Here is a 15702-nt window from a genome sequence, read left to right as displayed (position 1 = left end):
TCAGCCCGCCGCGCTCACGAGCTCCCGCTCGGCGCTGTCCGCATCCGATGCGGTGTTGCGCTGCGCGCCCGTGCGTCCGGTCTCGAGCAGTTCGGCCAGGAAAGCGCCGGTGTGGCTCTCCTCGACCTTCGCGACCTGCTCGGGCGTTCCGGTCGCGACGACCGTGCCGCCGCCGGCGCCGCCCTCGGGCCCGAGGTCGATGACCCAGTCGCTGCTCTTGATGACGTCGAGGTTGTGCTCGATGACGATGACGGTGTTCCCCTTGTCGACCAGGCCGTTCAGCACCTTCAGCAGCAGCGAGACGTCTTCGAAGTGCAGACCCGTGGTGGGCTCGTCGAGCACGTAGATCGAGCGGCCGTTGCTGCGACGCTGGAGCTCGGTGGCGAGCTTGACGCGCTGCGCCTCGCCGCCCGAGAGCGTCGTGGCCGACTGCCCGAGCCGCACGTAGCCGAGGCCCACGTCGACCAGCGTCTTGAGGTAGCGGTGGATGGCCTGGATGGGTTCGAAGAACTCCGCGGCCTCCGAGATCGGCATCTCGAGCACCTCGGCAATGTTCTTCCCCTTGTAGTGCACCGACAGCGTGTCGCGGTTGTACCGCTTGCCGTGGCACACCTCGCAGTCGACGTAGACGTCGGGGAGGAAGTTCATCTCGATCTTCAGCGTTCCGTCGCCGGAGCACGCCTCGCAGCGACCGCCCTTGACGTTGAAGCTGAAGCGCCCCGCCTGGTAACCGCGCACCTTCGCCTCGGGGGTCTCGCTGAAGAGGGTGCGGATCCGGTCGAACACACCCGTGTAGGTCGCGGGATTGGAGCGCGGGGTGCGGCCGATCGGCGCCTGGTCGACGTGCACGACCTTGTCGAGGTTGTCGAGACCGGTGACCCGCGTGTGCTTGCCCGGAACGCGGCGCGCGCCGTTCAGCTTCGAGGCGAGCACTTCGTACAGGATGCCGTTCACCAGCGTCGACTTGCCCGAACCGCTCACGCCGGTGACCGAGGTGAGCACGCCGAGGGGGAAGTCGACGGTGACGTTCTTGAGGTTGTTCTCCCGCGCCCCGACGACGGTGACCTGACGCTTCTTGTCGATCTTGCGACGCGTCTGGGGCGCCTCGATCGCGCGACGGCCCGACAGGTACGCCCCCGTCAGTGAGCGCTCATCGGTCAGCAGTTCGGCGAGGGGCCCGGAGTGCACGACGTTGCCGCCGTCGACGCCGGCGCGGGGTCCGATGTCGACCACCCAGTCGGCCGCGTGGATGGTCTCCTCGTCGTGCTCGACGACGATGAGCGTGTTGCCGAGGTCGCGCAGGGTCTCGAGCGTCTGGATGAGGCGGCGGTTGTCGCGCTGGTGCAAACCGATCGACGGCTCGTCGAGCACGTACAGCACGCCCGTCAGGCCCGAGCCGATCTGGGTGGCCAGGCGGATGCGCTGCGCCTCGCCGCCGGACAGCGTGCCGGCCGCGCGGCCGAGGCTCAGGTAATTCAGACCCACCTGGAGCAGGAAGTCGAGGCGTGCGCGGATCTCGCGCAGCACGGCCGCGGCGATGGTCGCCTCGCGGTCGGTGAGGGTGAGCTGGGAGAAGAACTCGCGCGCGTCGGCCAGGCTCATGCGCGAGGCTGCGGCGATGGACGTGTCGTCGACGAGGACCGCCAGCACCTCGGGCTTGAGGCGGTCGCCGTCGCACACCGCGCAAGGCACCTCGCGAAGGTACTCCGCCCAGCGCTGCCGCTGGGTGTCGGACTCCGCCTGCAGGTACTGACGCTCGATGTACGGCACGACGCCCTCGAACCCGGACGAGTACCGCATCTCACGCCCGTAGCGGTTCTTCCACTTGACCGTGACCTTGTAGTTCTCGCCTCGCAGCACCGCCTGCTGCACGTCCTTCGACAGGTCTTTCCACGGGGTGTCGAGCGAGAACTTCAGGTCGCGCGCGAGACCTTCGAGCAGCCGCTCGTAGTACTGGAACAGGCCCTTGCCCTGCGTCGTCCAGGGAAGGATGGCGCCGTCGCGGATCGAGAGCTCTTCGTCGCCGAGCATGAGGTCGACGTCGACCGACATGCGGGTGCCCAGGCCCGAGCAGACGGGGCAGGCGCCGAAGGGGGCGTTGAACGAGAACGTCCGCGGCTCGATCTCGGTCAACTGCAGCGGGTGCCCGTTCGGGCACGCGAGCTTCTCGGAGAACGACTGCCAGGCGTCGTCGCCCTCTTCGTCGACGTAGTTGACCTGCATGATGCCGCCGGCCAGCCCCATCGCCGTCTCGACCGAGTCGGTGACGCGGCTGAGGATGTCTCCGGATGCCACGAGACGGTCGACCACGACGGCGATGTCGTGCTTGTAGCTCTTCTTGAGGGTCGGCGGCTCGGACAGCTGCACGAGGTCGCCGTCGACGACCGCGCGGGCGTATCCCTTCGCGCTGAGTTCCTTGAAGAGGTCGACGAACTCGCCCTTCTTCTGGGTCACCACGGGGGCGACGATCTGGTACCGCGTGCGCTCGGGCAGCTCCATGAGCTGGTCGGCGATCTGCTGCACGGTCTGCCGCTGGATGCGCGCGCCGCAGTCCGGGCAGTGGGGCACACCGATACGGGCCCACAGCAGACGCATGTAGTCGTGGATCTCGGTGATCGTGCCGACCGTCGAGCGGGGGTTGCGGTTCGTCGACTTCTGGTCGATCGACACCGCGGGGCTGAGGCCCTCGATGAAGTCGACGTCGGGGCGATCGACCTGCCCGAGGAACTGACGGGCGTAGGCGCTCAGCGACTCGACGTACCGCCGCTGGCCCTCCGCGAAGATCGTGTCGAAGGCGAGGCTCGACTTGCCTGAGCCCGAGAGTCCCGTGAAGACGACCAGCGAGTCGCGGGGGATGTCGAGGTCGACGTCCTTGAGGTTGTGGACGCGCGCACCCCGGACGCTGAGCTTGCCGCTGGTGGCGGAATTCGCGGACGGCGAGGGCGAAGAGACAGGAACGATCGGCACCTGTTAAGTCTAGGTCGACCCTCCGACATCGGCCCCGGGTTCGCCCCGAGCGCACGGATGTGCGAGGCTCGCGCACCGTCGCCGTGCTCGGAAGGCGAGGTCGCTCAGTCCCGCACGGGAGACGCGAACGGCGCGAGACCGTCGCGCAGGGCGATGAGCGAGCGCTCGTCGGCGCCGACGCGCTCCATGATCTTGCCCGGCACCTCGAGCGCCGCGGCGCGGAGCGCCCGCCCCTCGTCGGTGAGGTCGATGTCGAGGACGCGCTCGTCGTCGACACGACGCCGACGCACGACCCGCCCCTGCGCTTCGAGGCGTTTCACCAAGGGTGAAAGGGTCGCCGGCTCCATGGCGAGTTCCGCGGCCAGCGTCCCGAGCGACCGCGGCGCGTCCTCCCACAGGGCGAGCATCACGAGATACTGCGGGTGCGTCAGCCCGAGCGGCTCCAGCACGGGCCGGTAGATCGACACGACGTTCCGTGCGGCCGTGACGAGGGCGAAGCACACCTGGTTCTCCAGCTTGAGCGGATCTTCCACGGCCTCCTCCTTCGAACAGTTAGTACACTAATAATCATGACACGAAAGGATGCCGACCGCCCGTCCCTGCGCGCACGCGTACGCGAGGCCGGCGGCTGGTACCAGTACCTCAACACCCGCCTCATCCGCGTCGCGGGGCCGGCGTCGGTCGGCCCCTACGAGACCACGCCCGAGCCCGTGCGAACCGGACGCCCCTGCCCCCTGTGCGGCCACGCGATGGCCGAGCATTCGGTGGACCGGACGGGACCGAAGCCGTTGCTGCACTGCCCCTGACCACGGCGGGTTCCTCGCTCGCCTTCGTCACCCCAGCTGTGGACGGCCCAGTTCGTCCAACGGCCATCCGGGATTGACCGCCACTTCCCAGGGGTGGCCGTCCGGATCGACGAAGACCCCGGAGTAGCCGCCCCAGACGGTGGGGGCTCCGCCGCGCGCGAGCCGGGCCCCGGCCGATCGAGCCGCCTCCAGGATGCCGTCGACCTCGGCCGGGGTGCCGACATTGTGCGCGAGGGTGACGCCACCCCACCCGCCGCCGTCGGTGACCCCGGAGTCCGCGGCGAGGGCATCTCGAGCCCACAGCGCGACGACGAGCCCGCCGGTGTCGTAGAAAGCCACCTCGCCATCGACGGACGTCGGATGGGCCTGCCAACCGAGCGCCCCGTAGAAGGTGATCGCACGGGCGAGATCCTGCACTCCGAGGGTGATCAGGGTGACGCGCTGGTCCATCGCTCGCTCCCCCGGCTCAGGCGTGCCCGGCCCGCTCCATCGCGCGAAGCTCCTTCTTCATGTCCTGCACCTCGTCGCGCAGACGCCCGGCCAACTCGAACTTGAGTTCCGCCGCGGCGGCGAGCATCTGCTGGGTGAGGTCGGCGATGGTCGATTCGAGCTGGTCCGCGCCCTCGGCCGCGATCCCCGTGCGACGCAGCGAGGGCGTGGGCGACTTGCCCTTGCCCGCCTTGTCGTTTCGGGCGAGCAGCTTCTTGGTATCCGTCGCTTCGCGGTTGAGAACCTCGGTGATGTCGGCGATCTTCTTCCGCAGCGGCTGCGGGTCGATGCCGTGCTCGGTGTTGTACGCGATCTGCTTCTCGCGACGGCGCTCCGTCTCGTCGATGGCGTTGCGCATCGAGTCCGTCACCTTGTCGGCGTACATGTGCACCTCGCCCGAGACGTTTCTCGCGGCACGGCCGATCGTCTGGATGAGTGAGGTGCCGCTGCGCAGGAAGCCCTCCTTGTCGGCGTCGAGGATCGCCACCAGCGAGACCTCGGGCAGGTCGAGACCCTCGCGCAACAGGTTGATGCCGACGAGCACGTCGTAGACGCCGGCGCGCAGCTCCGTGAGCAGTTCGACGCGGCGCAGGGTGTCGACGTCCGAGTGCAGATAGCGCACGCGCACTCCGTGCTCGCCCAGGAAGTCGGTGAGCTCCTCCGCCATCTTCTTGGTGAGGGTGGTGACCAGCACGCGCTCGTCACGCTCGACGCGCACCCGGATCTCCTCGAGCAGGTCGTCGATCTGCCCCTTCGACGGTTTGACGATGATCTCGGGGTCGACGAGTCCGGTCGGGCGGATGATCTGCTCGACGACTCCGTCTGCGATCCCCATCTCGTAGCGCCCCGGTGTGGCCGAGAGGTAGACGGTCTGCCCCACGCGCTCCTTGAACTCGTCCCAGCGCAACGGACGGTTGTCCATCGCGCTCGGCAGACGGAAGCCGTGCTCCACCAGGGTGCGCTTGCGCGAGGCGTCTCCCTCGTACATCGCGCCGATCTGCGGGACAGTCACGTGCGACTCGTCGATCACCAGCAGGAAGTCGTCGGGGAAGAAGTCGAGCAGCGTGTGGGGCGGATCACCGGCCATGCGGCCGTCCATATGACGCGAGTAGTTCTCGATACCCGAGCAGAAGCCGAGCTGCTGCAGCATTTCCAGGTCGAAGGTCGTGCGCATGCGGAGACGCTGCGCCTCGAGCAGCTTGTTCTGCGACTCGAGCTCCTTGAGCCGCTCGTCGAGCTCGTGCTCGATGGTGCCGATGGCGCGCTGCACCGTCTCGGTCCCCGCGACGTAGTGCGACGCCGGGAAGATCGGCACGGAGTCCATCTTCTCGATGACGTCGCCCGTGAGCGGATGGAGCGTGTAGAGCGCCTCGATCTCGTCACCGAACATCTCGATGCGGATGGCGTACTCCTCGTAGACCGGGATGATCTCGATCGTGTCGCCCCGCACGCGGAAGTTGCCGCGCGAGAAGTCGACGTCGTTGCGGTTGTACTGCATCGAGATGAATTTGCGGATGAGCGCGTCTCGGTCGTACCGCTCCCCCACCTGCAGGGCGACCATGGCGCGCAGGTACTCCTCGGGCGCACCGAGGCCGTAGATGCACGAGACCGTCGAGACCACCACGACGTCGCGGCGAGACAGCAGCGAGTTCGTCGTCGAGTGACGCAGCCGTTCGACCTCGGCGTTGATCGAGCTGTCTTTCTCGATGAACGTATCGGTCTGCGGCACGTAGGCCTCGGGCTGGTAGTAGTCGTAGTACGACACGAAGTATTCGACGGCGTTGTTCGGCATGAGCGCGCGGAACTCGTTCGCAAGCTGCGCCGCGAGGGTCTTGTTGTGCGCGAGCACCAAGGTCGGACGCTGCACCTGCTCGACGAGCCAGGCGGTGGTCGCCGACTTGCCGGTTCCGGTGGCGCCGAGCAGCACCACGTCTGTCTCGCCCGCGTTGATGCGGCCCGCGAGATCGGCGATGGCCTGCGGCTGATCGCCGGACGGGGAGTATTCGCTGATGACCTCGAAGGGACGCACGGAGCGAGTGGGCTGCATGATTCCAGCGTAGGCGGGGCCTCCGACATCGGGGTCGGGTTGCGTTCGCCGTGGGCGAGCGCGAATGCTCTCGGCCGCTCGTCGGCCCGTCGACGGCGGGATGCGACCGCGGCGACGACGTGCCCCGTGACCGCGGTCAGTCCGCCGGGGAGATCCGCGCCCAGAGGTCGTCGACCTGGCTCCGCGTGGCATCCATCGTCGTCGAGGTGTCGATCACCACGTCGGCCAGCGCCAGGCGGTCCTCGTCGGACGCCTGCGAGCCCACGCGCGCACGGGCGTCCGCCTCGGAGAGTCCTCGACCCTCGATGAGCCGCCGCACGCGCGTCTCGGCCGGCGCATGAGCGACGATCACGAGATCCCACGCGTCCCCGGCGCGCGCCTCGGCGAGCAACGGGACGTCGTAGACCACGACGGCCGCGGGGTCGCGGGCGAAGGCTTCGTCGAAGCGCCGCTGCGACTCCTCCCTGACTGCGGGGTGCACGAGGGCGTTGAGAACGGCCAATCGGTCGGGGTGACCGAACACCCGCGCTCCGAGAGCGGGCCGATCGAGTGCTCCCTCGGCCGTGAGCACGTCGTCTCCGAACTCGCGGGCGATCGCCGACAGAACCGGCGATCCGGGCGCCTGCACCTCGCGCACGATGGCGTCGGCGTCGACGACCACGGCGCCGCGCCCGGCCAGGAGGGCGGCGATGGTGGACTTCCCGGAGGCGATCCCACCCGTCAGCGCGAGAAGAGGCACCCGAAGAGGATGCCACAACACGACGTCCCGGGCACCCCCGAGCGTCACGGCGCTGCGTCGTCTACGATTCCCCCAGGTGGGATCGCTCCCGGACCCGCCCGACGAAAGCTCCGCCATGCCCGATGCCCGCACCACGGTGGTGATCGAGGACGACCTCGACATCCGCACGCTCGTGTCGACCGTGCTCGAGAGCGCGGGTTTCACGGTGCACGCCGCGAGCACCGGACTCGACGGCATCGAACTGGTCCGACTCCACGCGCCTGTGGTCACGACGCTCGACGTGAGCATGCCGGGAATCGACGGTTTCGAGACCGCACGGCGCATCAGGGCTTTCAGCGACACGCGCATCCTCATGGTGAGCGCCCGCGCCGACGAGGCGGAGCAGCGCACGGGGCGCGAGGCCGGAGCGGACGACTACCTGACGAAACCGTTCCGACCCCGCGAGCTGCGCCAGCGGGTGGAAGACCTGGCCGCGGCCGCCGGGGCCTGACGGCCGCTCTCAGCCGATCCGGAAGGACTGCTCGCCCGTGACGGCGGCCCGCGCGGCCGCTTCGTCGGCCCGCAGCGTGAGCGCGCGAGAATCGTGACCGTGGTCCGCCGTGACAGCGACGCCGACCCCCACCACGGGCACCACCGCGGTACCGAGGCGCGAGAGATCGCTCACGACGCTGTCGTGCAGTGCGCGTGCGACGCGCCCGATGTCGGTGGTCGGACCGGTCGTGAAGGCGACCGCGAGGCCTGTTGCATCGGCCTCCCCCACCAGCGCCATCGTGGGCGAGTACCGACGCACCGCTCCGCGCAGCTCGCGGGCGAGTTGCTCGGCATCCTCCGGGCCGAAGGCGACCGAGACGCGCTTCAGGTCGTCGATCCGGATGCCGATCACGCACACGCCCTCACCGGCGAGTTCCGCCCGCGCGCAGACGATGGCGAGCGTCGCCTCGAACGACTCGCGGAACAGCACGCCGTTGGCATCCACCGAGAGTCGGCGGACGTCGGGCGAGCCGCGCAGGGTCGACTCGTTCGCCCGGAGGACGGAGGTCACCGTCACCGCGGCGATCACGAGGGTGATGGTCAGCAGAGCGGAGACGCGGGTGTCGAACACCGTCCGGAAGAGGTCGCTCTCGGGGCCGCTGACGATGAACACCGCCGTGCGGCTGACGAACCACACCGCCTCGATCGCGAGGATGATGGTGAGCCCCACGGCGCTCCACCGCCTCCCGATGGCGCCGCGGCGCGTCTCGACGGCTCCGAGAACGGCGAACAGCGCGTTGCCCAGGAAGAACGGGATGGCACCTGCCCAGTCGCCACCGGCCGGACCGGCTGCCAGGGCGGACACCACCACGAGAAGGATGACCGCGCCGACGACGATCGAGGGCACGCGAAGGGGGCGGCCGTTGAAGGCCACGCACCCCAGCCAGATGAACGCCGTCGCACCGACGAACGCCCCGTTGCCCACGGCGACCGCCACGAACACATCGGGCAGCAGCAGCCACGCGAGGTAGCAGACGGCGGAGAAGGTGCCGGACAGGTAGGCACTCGCCCACAGCCGCCCCGGGAGGCCGTCTTTGAGCATGATCGTGTCGAGCAGGTACATGACCGCGGAGACGACGATCACGAGGGCTGCTGAGGCTTGCAGCGTTAGAACGTCGAAGATCACTCGCCCTCCCGGGGGTTTCGAGGCAGCCGCACGGTGAAGACGGCGCCCTCGCCGGGGGCGGTCCGCACGGTGATCTCGCCGCCGTGGGCCCGGGCGAGGTCGCGACTGATCGCCAGACCGAGGCCGCTGCCGTGCGCCGAAGAATTGCGCACGGCGTCTCCGCGGAAGAAACGCTCGAACAGGCGGCCCTGCTCGGTGACGGAGATCCCGGGGCCATCGTCGGCCACGACGATCGAGACCGAGTGCAGGTCCTGCTGCACGGCCACGCTCACCGCCGCGTCGCGGGGGATGTACTTGATCGCGTTCGACAGGAGGTTGTCGACGATCTGACGCACGCGGCGCGCGTCGATCACCGCTCGCGCCTCGACGACGCCCGAGGCGTCGATGTGCACGCCGTGGTCCACGGCGCGTGGGGCGATCGACTCGATCGCCGCCCGCACCACCGCCGCGACATCGGCGGATCGGAGTTCGAGCTCCACCCCCACTCCTTCGCGCGAGGTGGCCGACAGAGCCAGGATGTCGGCGACCAACTCCAGCAGACGCGACGCGTTGCGTTCGGCCACGGTCAGCCGGTCGCGGGTGCCGGGGGCGATGGAGGGGTCGTCGAGCGCGAGTTCGAGGTAGCCGATGATCGAGGTGAGCGGCGTACGCAGCTCGTGCGACACGCTCGCCACGAGGTCCTCCCGCGCGCGACGCGCCTGCTCCTCGACCGTGACGTCGCGCGAGACGATGACCGCGCTGATCTCGCCGGTCTCGGCCGCCGGCAGGCGGCGCGCGGTCACGCTCAGCGCGCGTCGGTCCTCCCCCGGCCCGCCGTACCAGACCATCTCGCCCTCGAACACCTCGCCGGCTCGCGCACGGGCGAGAGGCGTGGCATCCGCGGCGATCAGCGTCGAGCCGTCCGCGGCGAAGACCTCGACCTCCCGCCCCAGCACGTCGGTGGTGTTCAGCAGTCGCGCGTGAGCGGCGTTCGTGACGGCGAACTCTCCGGCCGCCGTGACGCGGGTGACGCCGAAATCGACGGCATCCAGAACCTCCGTGACGAGATCCTCCTGCCGACGCGCGCGCTCCACGGCGCGGCGCAGCTCCGCGGACTGCTTCTCGAGGAGCTCGCGCTGCGCCTGCGAGCGACGCGCGGTGAAGTGGGCGATGGTCGACAGCGCGGCGACGACGAACGGCAGCAGCAGCGTGGAGGCGGTGAAGCGCTGCAGGTCGATGACGACGGCTTGGTGGACCATCACGATCGTCACCGAGACCGAGATCGCGACGATGCCCCACACCCCGAACACCGTGCCGATCCAGAGCGCCGGGAAGGCCCAGAGCAGTCCGAGACCCGCGAGCGGCGCGCTCTCGCGCATCAGGGCGACGGCCACGACGTCGACGATCGGCAGCAGGGCGGCCCACAGCTGGGACACGCGGTCCCAGGGCAGCAGGACCGCGGCGATCGCCCCGGCGAAGAGCAGGGACGCACCCGCGAGGAACAGGGTGGGGTCGACCACGTGCCCGACCGCGATCGACACCAGGATGCCGATGAGCGCGGCCGCCGAAAGGAGCATCTGGTTCGCCACGATGCTGCGCCGCAGACCGAGGCGCACACGGGAGATGCGGGGCGCCATGGCCTCGACGATATCGTCTCACCGAGCCTCGGACGCGCGCTCGGACCGCGGCACGCCGACGTTCGCCGCCGGCGCGGGTCTCACGGATCAGAACCCGAAGTCTCCGCCGCCGAAGTCACCTCCCCCGAAATCGCCTCCGCCGAGATCTCCCCCACCGAAGCCGCCGGCATCGCCGCCGCCCATATCCGCCGCAGCATCGCCTCCGGAACCATCGGTTCCCGCGTCCGCGGCGACGCCGTCCGCGTAGCCGACGTCGTATCCGGGGTCGAACATCGCGCCCACGAGGGCGGAGCCCACCACGTACCCGCCGATCGTGCCGAGCATCGACGCGCCGAGCATCGACCCGAACCCGGGCCCCGCCCCGCCGCCGCTGAAGGAGCGACCGCCGAACGTCCGCTCCATGAAGCCCGGCTGCGAGTACTCCGCACGCGTGGCCGCGCGGGCGAGGGCCCGAGGGTCATCGCTCGCCGGCCGCTCCGACGCCGCCAACCCCGACGACATCTCGTCGAGCACCTGGCGGCGCTGCGCCGGCGTGAGGCGTTCGAAGGCCTCGGCGTGCACCTGCTCCACCGTCTCGGGCGGCGCCGTACGCAGCAGATAGCGGTAGCGCTCGATCGCCCGCTGGTCGTCCGGGGAACCGGATGCCGTCGAGTCGGCCTGGGCGGGCGGCGGCGCGTATCGTCCCCCCGCATCGCGCATCCCGCTCGCCCCGCCACGGGGTGCGGGGGGCGGGGTGCGGTCTGACGCGTCGTCCCCTGATCCGAACAACCGGTCGAAAAGTCCCATGTCTCGGCCTTCCTCGTCGTCGCTTCACGCTACGACGCGGATCGGAGGAGGAGGGAGGGGTTGTCACCGCGCTCACCGCGTCGTACTCCCCCGACGCCGTCATCCGCACCGATGTCAGCCGCGACGGTGTCAGCCGCGACGCGCGATCGCCTCGCTCGTCCACCGCGCGTACAGCGCCCACGGGTCGTCGACCCCGGCGGACAACCCGGAGACATGCGCGTCCAGCGCCGCGCTGCGCCGGAACCACTCCGTGCGGCCGAACCTCGCGTCGGCGAACTGGGCGTGACGACGTCTCTCGACGAGGCGGTCCCCCGGCTCGAATGCGAGCAGCTCGTCGTGCCACACGGCGGCGAGACGCTGTCGCGGCTGCGCGCTCGTTCCGATCTTGATGCGGTCCTCGAATCTCAGGTAGTAGACGATATCGACCCGGGGCGGGGGGAGCTCCCCGTCGACGGGTTCACCGTGACGCCATTCGCACACGGCGCACAACCACCCGCTCGGCCAGCGCACGCCCAGCCGCGACCCGCAGAGCCGGCACGGCGTGGGCAACAGGTCGGTGACGCCGTCGGTCGCCGCTGCCCAGTCCGCCCCGACGGCGAGGTGCCAGGTGCAGACGCGCACGGGCGCGTCGGCATCGACGTCTCGTCGACAGCCGGGCACGAGGCAGGCGGAGGTGGGCACGCGAACACGCTACGCCGAGCCCCCGACATCGTCGCGCCCGCCGAACGGGGCGGGGAGAGCGGCCCGTCGGGCCACCGCTCCCCGCCGCGACTCAGTCGTCGGTCTCGGGCGCCTCCAGCACCAGGAAGAGCCCCGCGTACGGGCCGAGCTCGAGCGAGAAGCTCTGCAGCTCGTCCACGCGACCGACGACGTCTCCGGTGGCGGCGTCGACGGCCGTGCTCTGCGGCACGAGGAACTCCGAACGCACGGTGCCCTCGATGGTCTCGCCCGAGAAGTTGAGCACCGTGATCTGCAGCGGGGCGTCCTCGGCGCGGCGATCCCCGCCGTCCAGGCGATGCACCATCACGAGCATGCTGGGGTGCCCCACCTGCGGGATGTCGACCTGCGTGGCGATGGCGATGCCGTGGTCCCCGCGGATGCGGAGCACGTCGCGCAGCCCGGAGAGGAACGACTCCGGGTTCGCCTGCTGATCGCCCAGCGATCCGTACAGCGAGCGGGCCCGCGGCATCCCCGAGACCGAGGAGACGGCCTCCGGAGCGACGTCGAGCAGGTCGTGGCCGCCTCGCTCGATCCACCGGGTGTCGCCCGACGCGATGAGATGGCGCACGTCGTCAGCGGGCAGCGTGAGCGAACCCGTGAGGTCCCATCCCGAGAGCGCGAACACCCCCGGCTGCCACGAGTTGTACTTGGCCAGCAGCAGGTGCGCGTCGCGGATCGCGGGGATGTCCGCATCCGTGATGTCGTCGAGCGTCGCTTTCCCCTGCGTCGCGGCGATCAGCGATGCCGTGGTGCAGGCGATGCCGTTCTGCGTGAAGACGAGGTTGTAGTCCGCGTCGACCGTCAGCTTCTGCGTCAGGTCGGCCCGCACCATCTCGGCGATCTCGCCACCGGTGTGCTCCTCGTGGCGGAACGGGTAGACGGTGTCGCGGTGCGTCGTCGCCCAGTGCACGAGCTCGTAGGTGAGCTCGTCGTGGTTCTGCATCCCGTGCACGAGCTGCACGGGTTCGACACCGGTCTCGAGGGCGGTGTTCAGAGCGAGGCGGAGGAATTCCGTGTTCGCCGTCGCGAGCGCGTGGTGGTACCCGGGCCGGGTGACGAAGTCGTACGACAGATCGGCTCCGACGGCACCCGTATCGCGGATGTCCTCCATCGTGAGGTTGAGCTCTTGGAACGTGAACCCGCCGACCTTGCGCACCATCCCGGCGATGATGTGGTTCGCCGCGTGCGACAGGGGGTGGCCCTCCGACCACGCCGGGAGACCCTCCGCGCTCTTCTCGACGCCGAGGAAGCCGTTGGCATCCAGTCGCAGCGCGCTCGTTCCCAGGTCACCGAGCGAGTGCAGGGCGTCGCCGATCACCAAACGCATCCCCGCGAACGTGGGGTCGAGCCAGTTGATCGAGGGCTGGCCCTCCTTGAAGTAGTGCAGATACACCCAGCGGCGCTCGAGCCCGTCGGTTCCCACCACGGGCGCCGTGGCGCTCCAGTTGGTCTCCTTCACGCCGGGCGTGTAGAAGATCACGCGCTGCAGCTCGCCGATGATGTAGCCCCGGGCGCTCAGCTCGCGCTCGGTCTCCGCGTCGAGGTTGACGGAGTCGCGCCCGGCCGGGACCTCCGGCAGCAGGGCCCAGTCCTCGCGCGGGATCTCGACCATGTGGTAGATCCCGGGGTAGTCCTTGTACGCCATCTCGGCGAGGCGGAAGTCCGCCCCCTTGCCCGTGTGCCCGGGCACGATGTCGTCGATCACGCTGCCGCCGTGCGACTCGGCCACGTCCGCGACGCGGCGGAACGCGTTCTCGTCACCGAACTCGGGATCGATCTGCGTGCTGATGCGGTCGAAGTGCCCGTCGACGCTGGGCGTCTCCTGCCAGCCCGTGATGCCGCCCGCCCGCTTCACGGGACCCGTGTGGATGCCGTTGATCCCGACCCACTCGAACGCCTCCCACAGCGCCTCGTCACCGAGCGCGTCGAGGAACGACTCCCCCGGCCGAGTGATCAGCGAGATGGGGTACGCGGTGAACCAGACGTCGGTCGACTCGATCGCCCGTCGGGCGTCCGGACGCGCGTAGGGGTTCCGCCACATCGACGGCTGGCCCGACAACTGCCGACTCAGCACGTCGGCGTCCTTGAGCATCGACTGACGAACCAGCCACTCCACGTACGACGGATTGCCGCCGTTGGCGTTGCGCGGGTCGGTGAGGAAGCGTCGCAGCGTCCCGCCCCGGAACTGATCCCGCGGACGCAGTCGTCGCGGGCGTGCGGGATACCGCTGCTCGTCGTAACTGATCTCGGTGACGGTCTCGCCCGCCTCGTCGATGTCGTCCGCGGCGGCGTGCTGCTGCGCGTCGACCAGCTCGTCATCCGTCATGGTGCGCTCTTCGGCGTCGTCCACTCCCGACCTCCCTCACGTCACCTTCGACGCTAGTCGGTTCCCTCCGTGTCGGACGTGGCCATTGACCTCCGGATGCCGCGTGTCGATGAATCGGCACGAATGCTCAGGCGGATGCGACCGGCCGGCCCCCGCCGCGCAGCACCAGCACAGCCAGGATGAGGGCCGTCGCGCACATCGTCAGCACCGCCCCCAGGAACCAACCCCACCCCGCGGCGCCGAACACGATGCCCAGCGCCCAGCCGAACAGGCTCGAGCCGGCGTAGTAGCCGAGGTAGTACAACGACGAGGCCTGCGCCCGCGCCTCCGGTACCGCCGCGACCGGCGTCCATCCGGATGCCACCGCGTGCGCCGCGAAGAATCCGGCGGTGAAGGCGATCAGGCCCGCCAGCACGGCGACGACCGCGGGCACGAGCATCAGTGCGGCCCCGGCTGCCATCACCGCGGTCCCCGCGATGAGAACGGGGAGGCGACCGTGTCTCACCGCCAGCGCTCCCGCCTGAGGAGACGAGACAGTCCCCGCCAGGTAAGCGAGGAACAGCAGGGTGATGACCGCCGGGGCGAGCAAGAACGGTGGCGCGCTCAGGTGGAAGCCGAGGTAGTTGTAGACCGCGACGAAAGCCCCCATCAGCAGGAAGCCCTGCGCATACAGGGCCAGCTGCATCGATGAACGCAGATTCACCGCCAGGCGGCGACGGATCGACGGCCCCCGCACCGCGCGATGACGGCCCGGGACGAAGCCCCGGGCTGCCGGAACCAGCGTGAGGAACACCACCGCCGCGATCACGCAGAGAAGAACGACGGATGCCACCCCCCATCGCCAGCCGGCCGCCTCTCCCACCCAGCCCGACAGCACGCGCCCGCTCAGGCCGCCGACGGTGGTCCCCGCGATGTAGGAGCCCGCCGCTGCGGCGACGTGGCGGGCGTCGACCTCCTCGCTCAGGTAAGCCAGGGCGACGGCCGGGACGGCGCCGAGGGCGGCCCCCTCGAGCAGGCGCAGCACGAGAAGGACGACGATGTCGTGCGCCACGGGAGTGAGCGCCCCGAGCACCGTCGCAGCGATGAGCCCGATGGCCATGGCAGGCACGCGTCCGATGCGATCAGCGACGATCGACCACGGGATCACCGCCGCAGCCAGACCCATCGTGGATGCCGACACGGTCAGCGCGGCACCGGCGGGAGGCGTCCCCACGTCCGCCGAGATCGCCGGCAGAAGCGCCTGCGTCGAATACAGCTGCGCGAAGGTGGCCACTCCGCCGAAGAAGAGCCCGATGAGAAGCCGCCGATAGTCGCGGCTGCCGGGAAGGTGCCCCGCGAATTCGCTCACTCCGTCGACCTTAGCCGTCCGGGTACGGCGAAGCGCCGGTACGCGTCCCCCTTTCGATACCGAAAGGAAGGGGGGTGCGTACCGGCGCTGTCACCGTACGGGCGGGGAATGTGCCCGTAAATGCGAAATGGCCACCCAGCGTTGGGTGGCCATTTCGTTAAAGGAAGTCCGGCGGTGTCCTACTCTCCCACAGGGTCCCCC

13 protein-coding genes are annotated in these 15702 nt (G+C 69.7%); 2 read left to right on the top strand and 11 right to left on the bottom strand.

Annotated elements, in window-relative coordinates; all coding sequences use genetic code 11:
- Positions 1–2967: an excinuclease ABC subunit UvrA gene (uvrA, locus tag AB0N80_RS13170; RefSeq protein ID WP_363578953.1), complete on the bottom strand. Its 2967-nt coding sequence runs from the start codon at positions 2965–2967 to the stop codon at positions 1–3.
- A gap of 104 nt (positions 2968–3071) precedes the next feature.
- Entirely contained in the window at positions 3072–3500 is a 429-nt protein-coding gene (locus AB0N80_RS13165; RefSeq protein WP_363578952.1) for a MarR family transcriptional regulator, read from the bottom strand.
- Positions 3501–3536: 36 nt separating this feature from the next.
- Here AB0N80_RS13165 and AB0N80_RS13160 point away from each other — a divergent pair, with 36 nt between their 5' ends.
- Positions 3537–3773 carry a hypothetical protein gene (locus tag AB0N80_RS13160; RefSeq protein ID WP_315995877.1) on the top strand — a complete coding sequence of 79 codons (237 nt, stop codon included), beginning with the start codon at positions 3537–3539 and terminating at the stop codon, positions 3771–3773.
- 27 nt (positions 3774–3800) lie between these two features.
- Here AB0N80_RS13160 and AB0N80_RS13155 read toward each other — a convergent pair whose 3' ends face one another.
- The 3 genes from AB0N80_RS13155 to coaE form a co-directional block, all read right to left on the bottom strand.
- The gene (locus AB0N80_RS13155; RefSeq protein WP_363391255.1) at positions 3801–4223 is read right to left on the bottom strand and encodes a VOC family protein; all 423 of its coding nucleotides are present in this window, start codon (positions 4221–4223) and stop codon (positions 3801–3803) included.
- A gap of 16 nt (positions 4224–4239) precedes the next feature.
- Complete coding sequence (uvrB, locus tag AB0N80_RS13150; protein WP_315995879.1) at positions 4240–6309, bottom strand: excinuclease ABC subunit UvrB; 2070 nt, start codon at positions 6307–6309, stop codon at positions 4240–4242.
- A 136-nt stretch (positions 6310–6445) separates the two neighbouring features.
- Positions 6446–7048: a dephospho-CoA kinase gene (coaE, locus tag AB0N80_RS13145; protein WP_315995880.1), complete on the bottom strand. Its 603-nt coding sequence runs from the start codon at positions 7046–7048 to the stop codon at positions 6446–6448.
- Between the two features lie 115 nt (positions 7049–7163).
- On the opposite strand from coaE, the gene AB0N80_RS13140 reads away from it, so the two are divergent.
- A complete protein-coding gene (locus AB0N80_RS13140; RefSeq protein WP_315995881.1) occupies positions 7164–7538 on the top strand; it encodes a response regulator in 375 nt (124 codons plus the stop codon).
- Between the two features lie 9 nt (positions 7539–7547).
- On the opposite strand, the gene AB0N80_RS13135 is transcribed toward AB0N80_RS13140, so the two are convergent.
- From AB0N80_RS13135 to AB0N80_RS13110, 6 genes are all read right to left on the bottom strand, one after another.
- Positions 7548–8663 carry a hypothetical protein gene (locus AB0N80_RS13135; RefSeq protein ID WP_363578951.1) on the bottom strand — a complete coding sequence of 372 codons (1116 nt, stop codon included), beginning with the start codon at positions 8661–8663 and terminating at the stop codon, positions 7548–7550.
- 38 nt (positions 8664–8701) lie between these two features.
- Entirely contained in the window at positions 8702–10321 is a 1620-nt protein-coding gene (locus AB0N80_RS13130) for a HAMP domain-containing sensor histidine kinase (RefSeq protein ID WP_363578950.1), read from the bottom strand.
- 87 nt (positions 10322–10408) lie between these two features.
- A complete protein-coding gene (locus AB0N80_RS13125; protein WP_363578949.1) occupies positions 10409–11020 on the bottom strand; it encodes a hypothetical protein in 612 nt (203 codons plus the stop codon).
- 216 nt (positions 11021–11236) lie between these two features.
- A complete protein-coding gene (locus tag AB0N80_RS13120; RefSeq protein ID WP_315995885.1) occupies positions 11237–11788 on the bottom strand; it encodes a GIY-YIG nuclease family protein in 552 nt (183 codons plus the stop codon).
- Between the two features lie 91 nt (positions 11789–11879).
- A complete protein-coding gene (gene treS, locus AB0N80_RS13115; protein WP_315995886.1) occupies positions 11880–14177 on the bottom strand; it encodes a maltose alpha-D-glucosyltransferase in 2298 nt (765 codons plus the stop codon).
- 103 nt (positions 14178–14280) lie between these two features.
- Positions 14281–15501, bottom strand: coding sequence for an MFS transporter (locus AB0N80_RS13110; RefSeq protein ID WP_363578948.1), 1221 nt, complete (start codon positions 15499–15501; stop codon positions 14281–14283).
- Positions 15502–15702: the final 201 nt, after the last annotated feature.

This window comes from Microbacterium sp. NPDC089188, from assembly GCF_040685155.1.
Lineage (GTDB): Bacteria > Actinomycetota > Actinomycetes > Actinomycetales > Microbacteriaceae > Microbacterium > Microbacterium galbum.
Note: the sequence above shows the minus strand (reverse complement) of the source record. Positions and strands in the feature narration are given on the sequence as shown.

Coding starts and splice junctions, on each gene's coding strand:
- AB0N80_RS13160 (WP_315995877.1), top strand. CDS start 3,537: ATGACACGAAAGGATGCCGACCGCCCGTCCCTGCGCGCACGCGTACGC.
- AB0N80_RS13155 (WP_363391255.1), bottom strand. CDS start 4,223: ATGGACCAGCGCGTCACCCTGATCACCCTCGGAGTGCAGGATCTCGCC.
- uvrB (WP_315995879.1), bottom strand. CDS start 6,309: ATGCAGCCCACTCGCTCCGTGCGTCCCTTCGAGGTCATCAGCGAATAC.
- AB0N80_RS13140 (WP_315995881.1), top strand. CDS start 7,164: ATGCCCGATGCCCGCACCACGGTGGTGATCGAGGACGACCTCGACATC.
- AB0N80_RS13130 (WP_363578950.1), bottom strand. CDS start 10,321: ATGGCGCCCCGCATCTCCCGTGTGCGCCTCGGTCTGCGGCGCAGCATC.
- AB0N80_RS13125 (WP_363578949.1), bottom strand. CDS start 11,020: ATGCGCGATGCGGGGGGACGATACGCGCCGCCGCCCGCCCAGGCCGAC.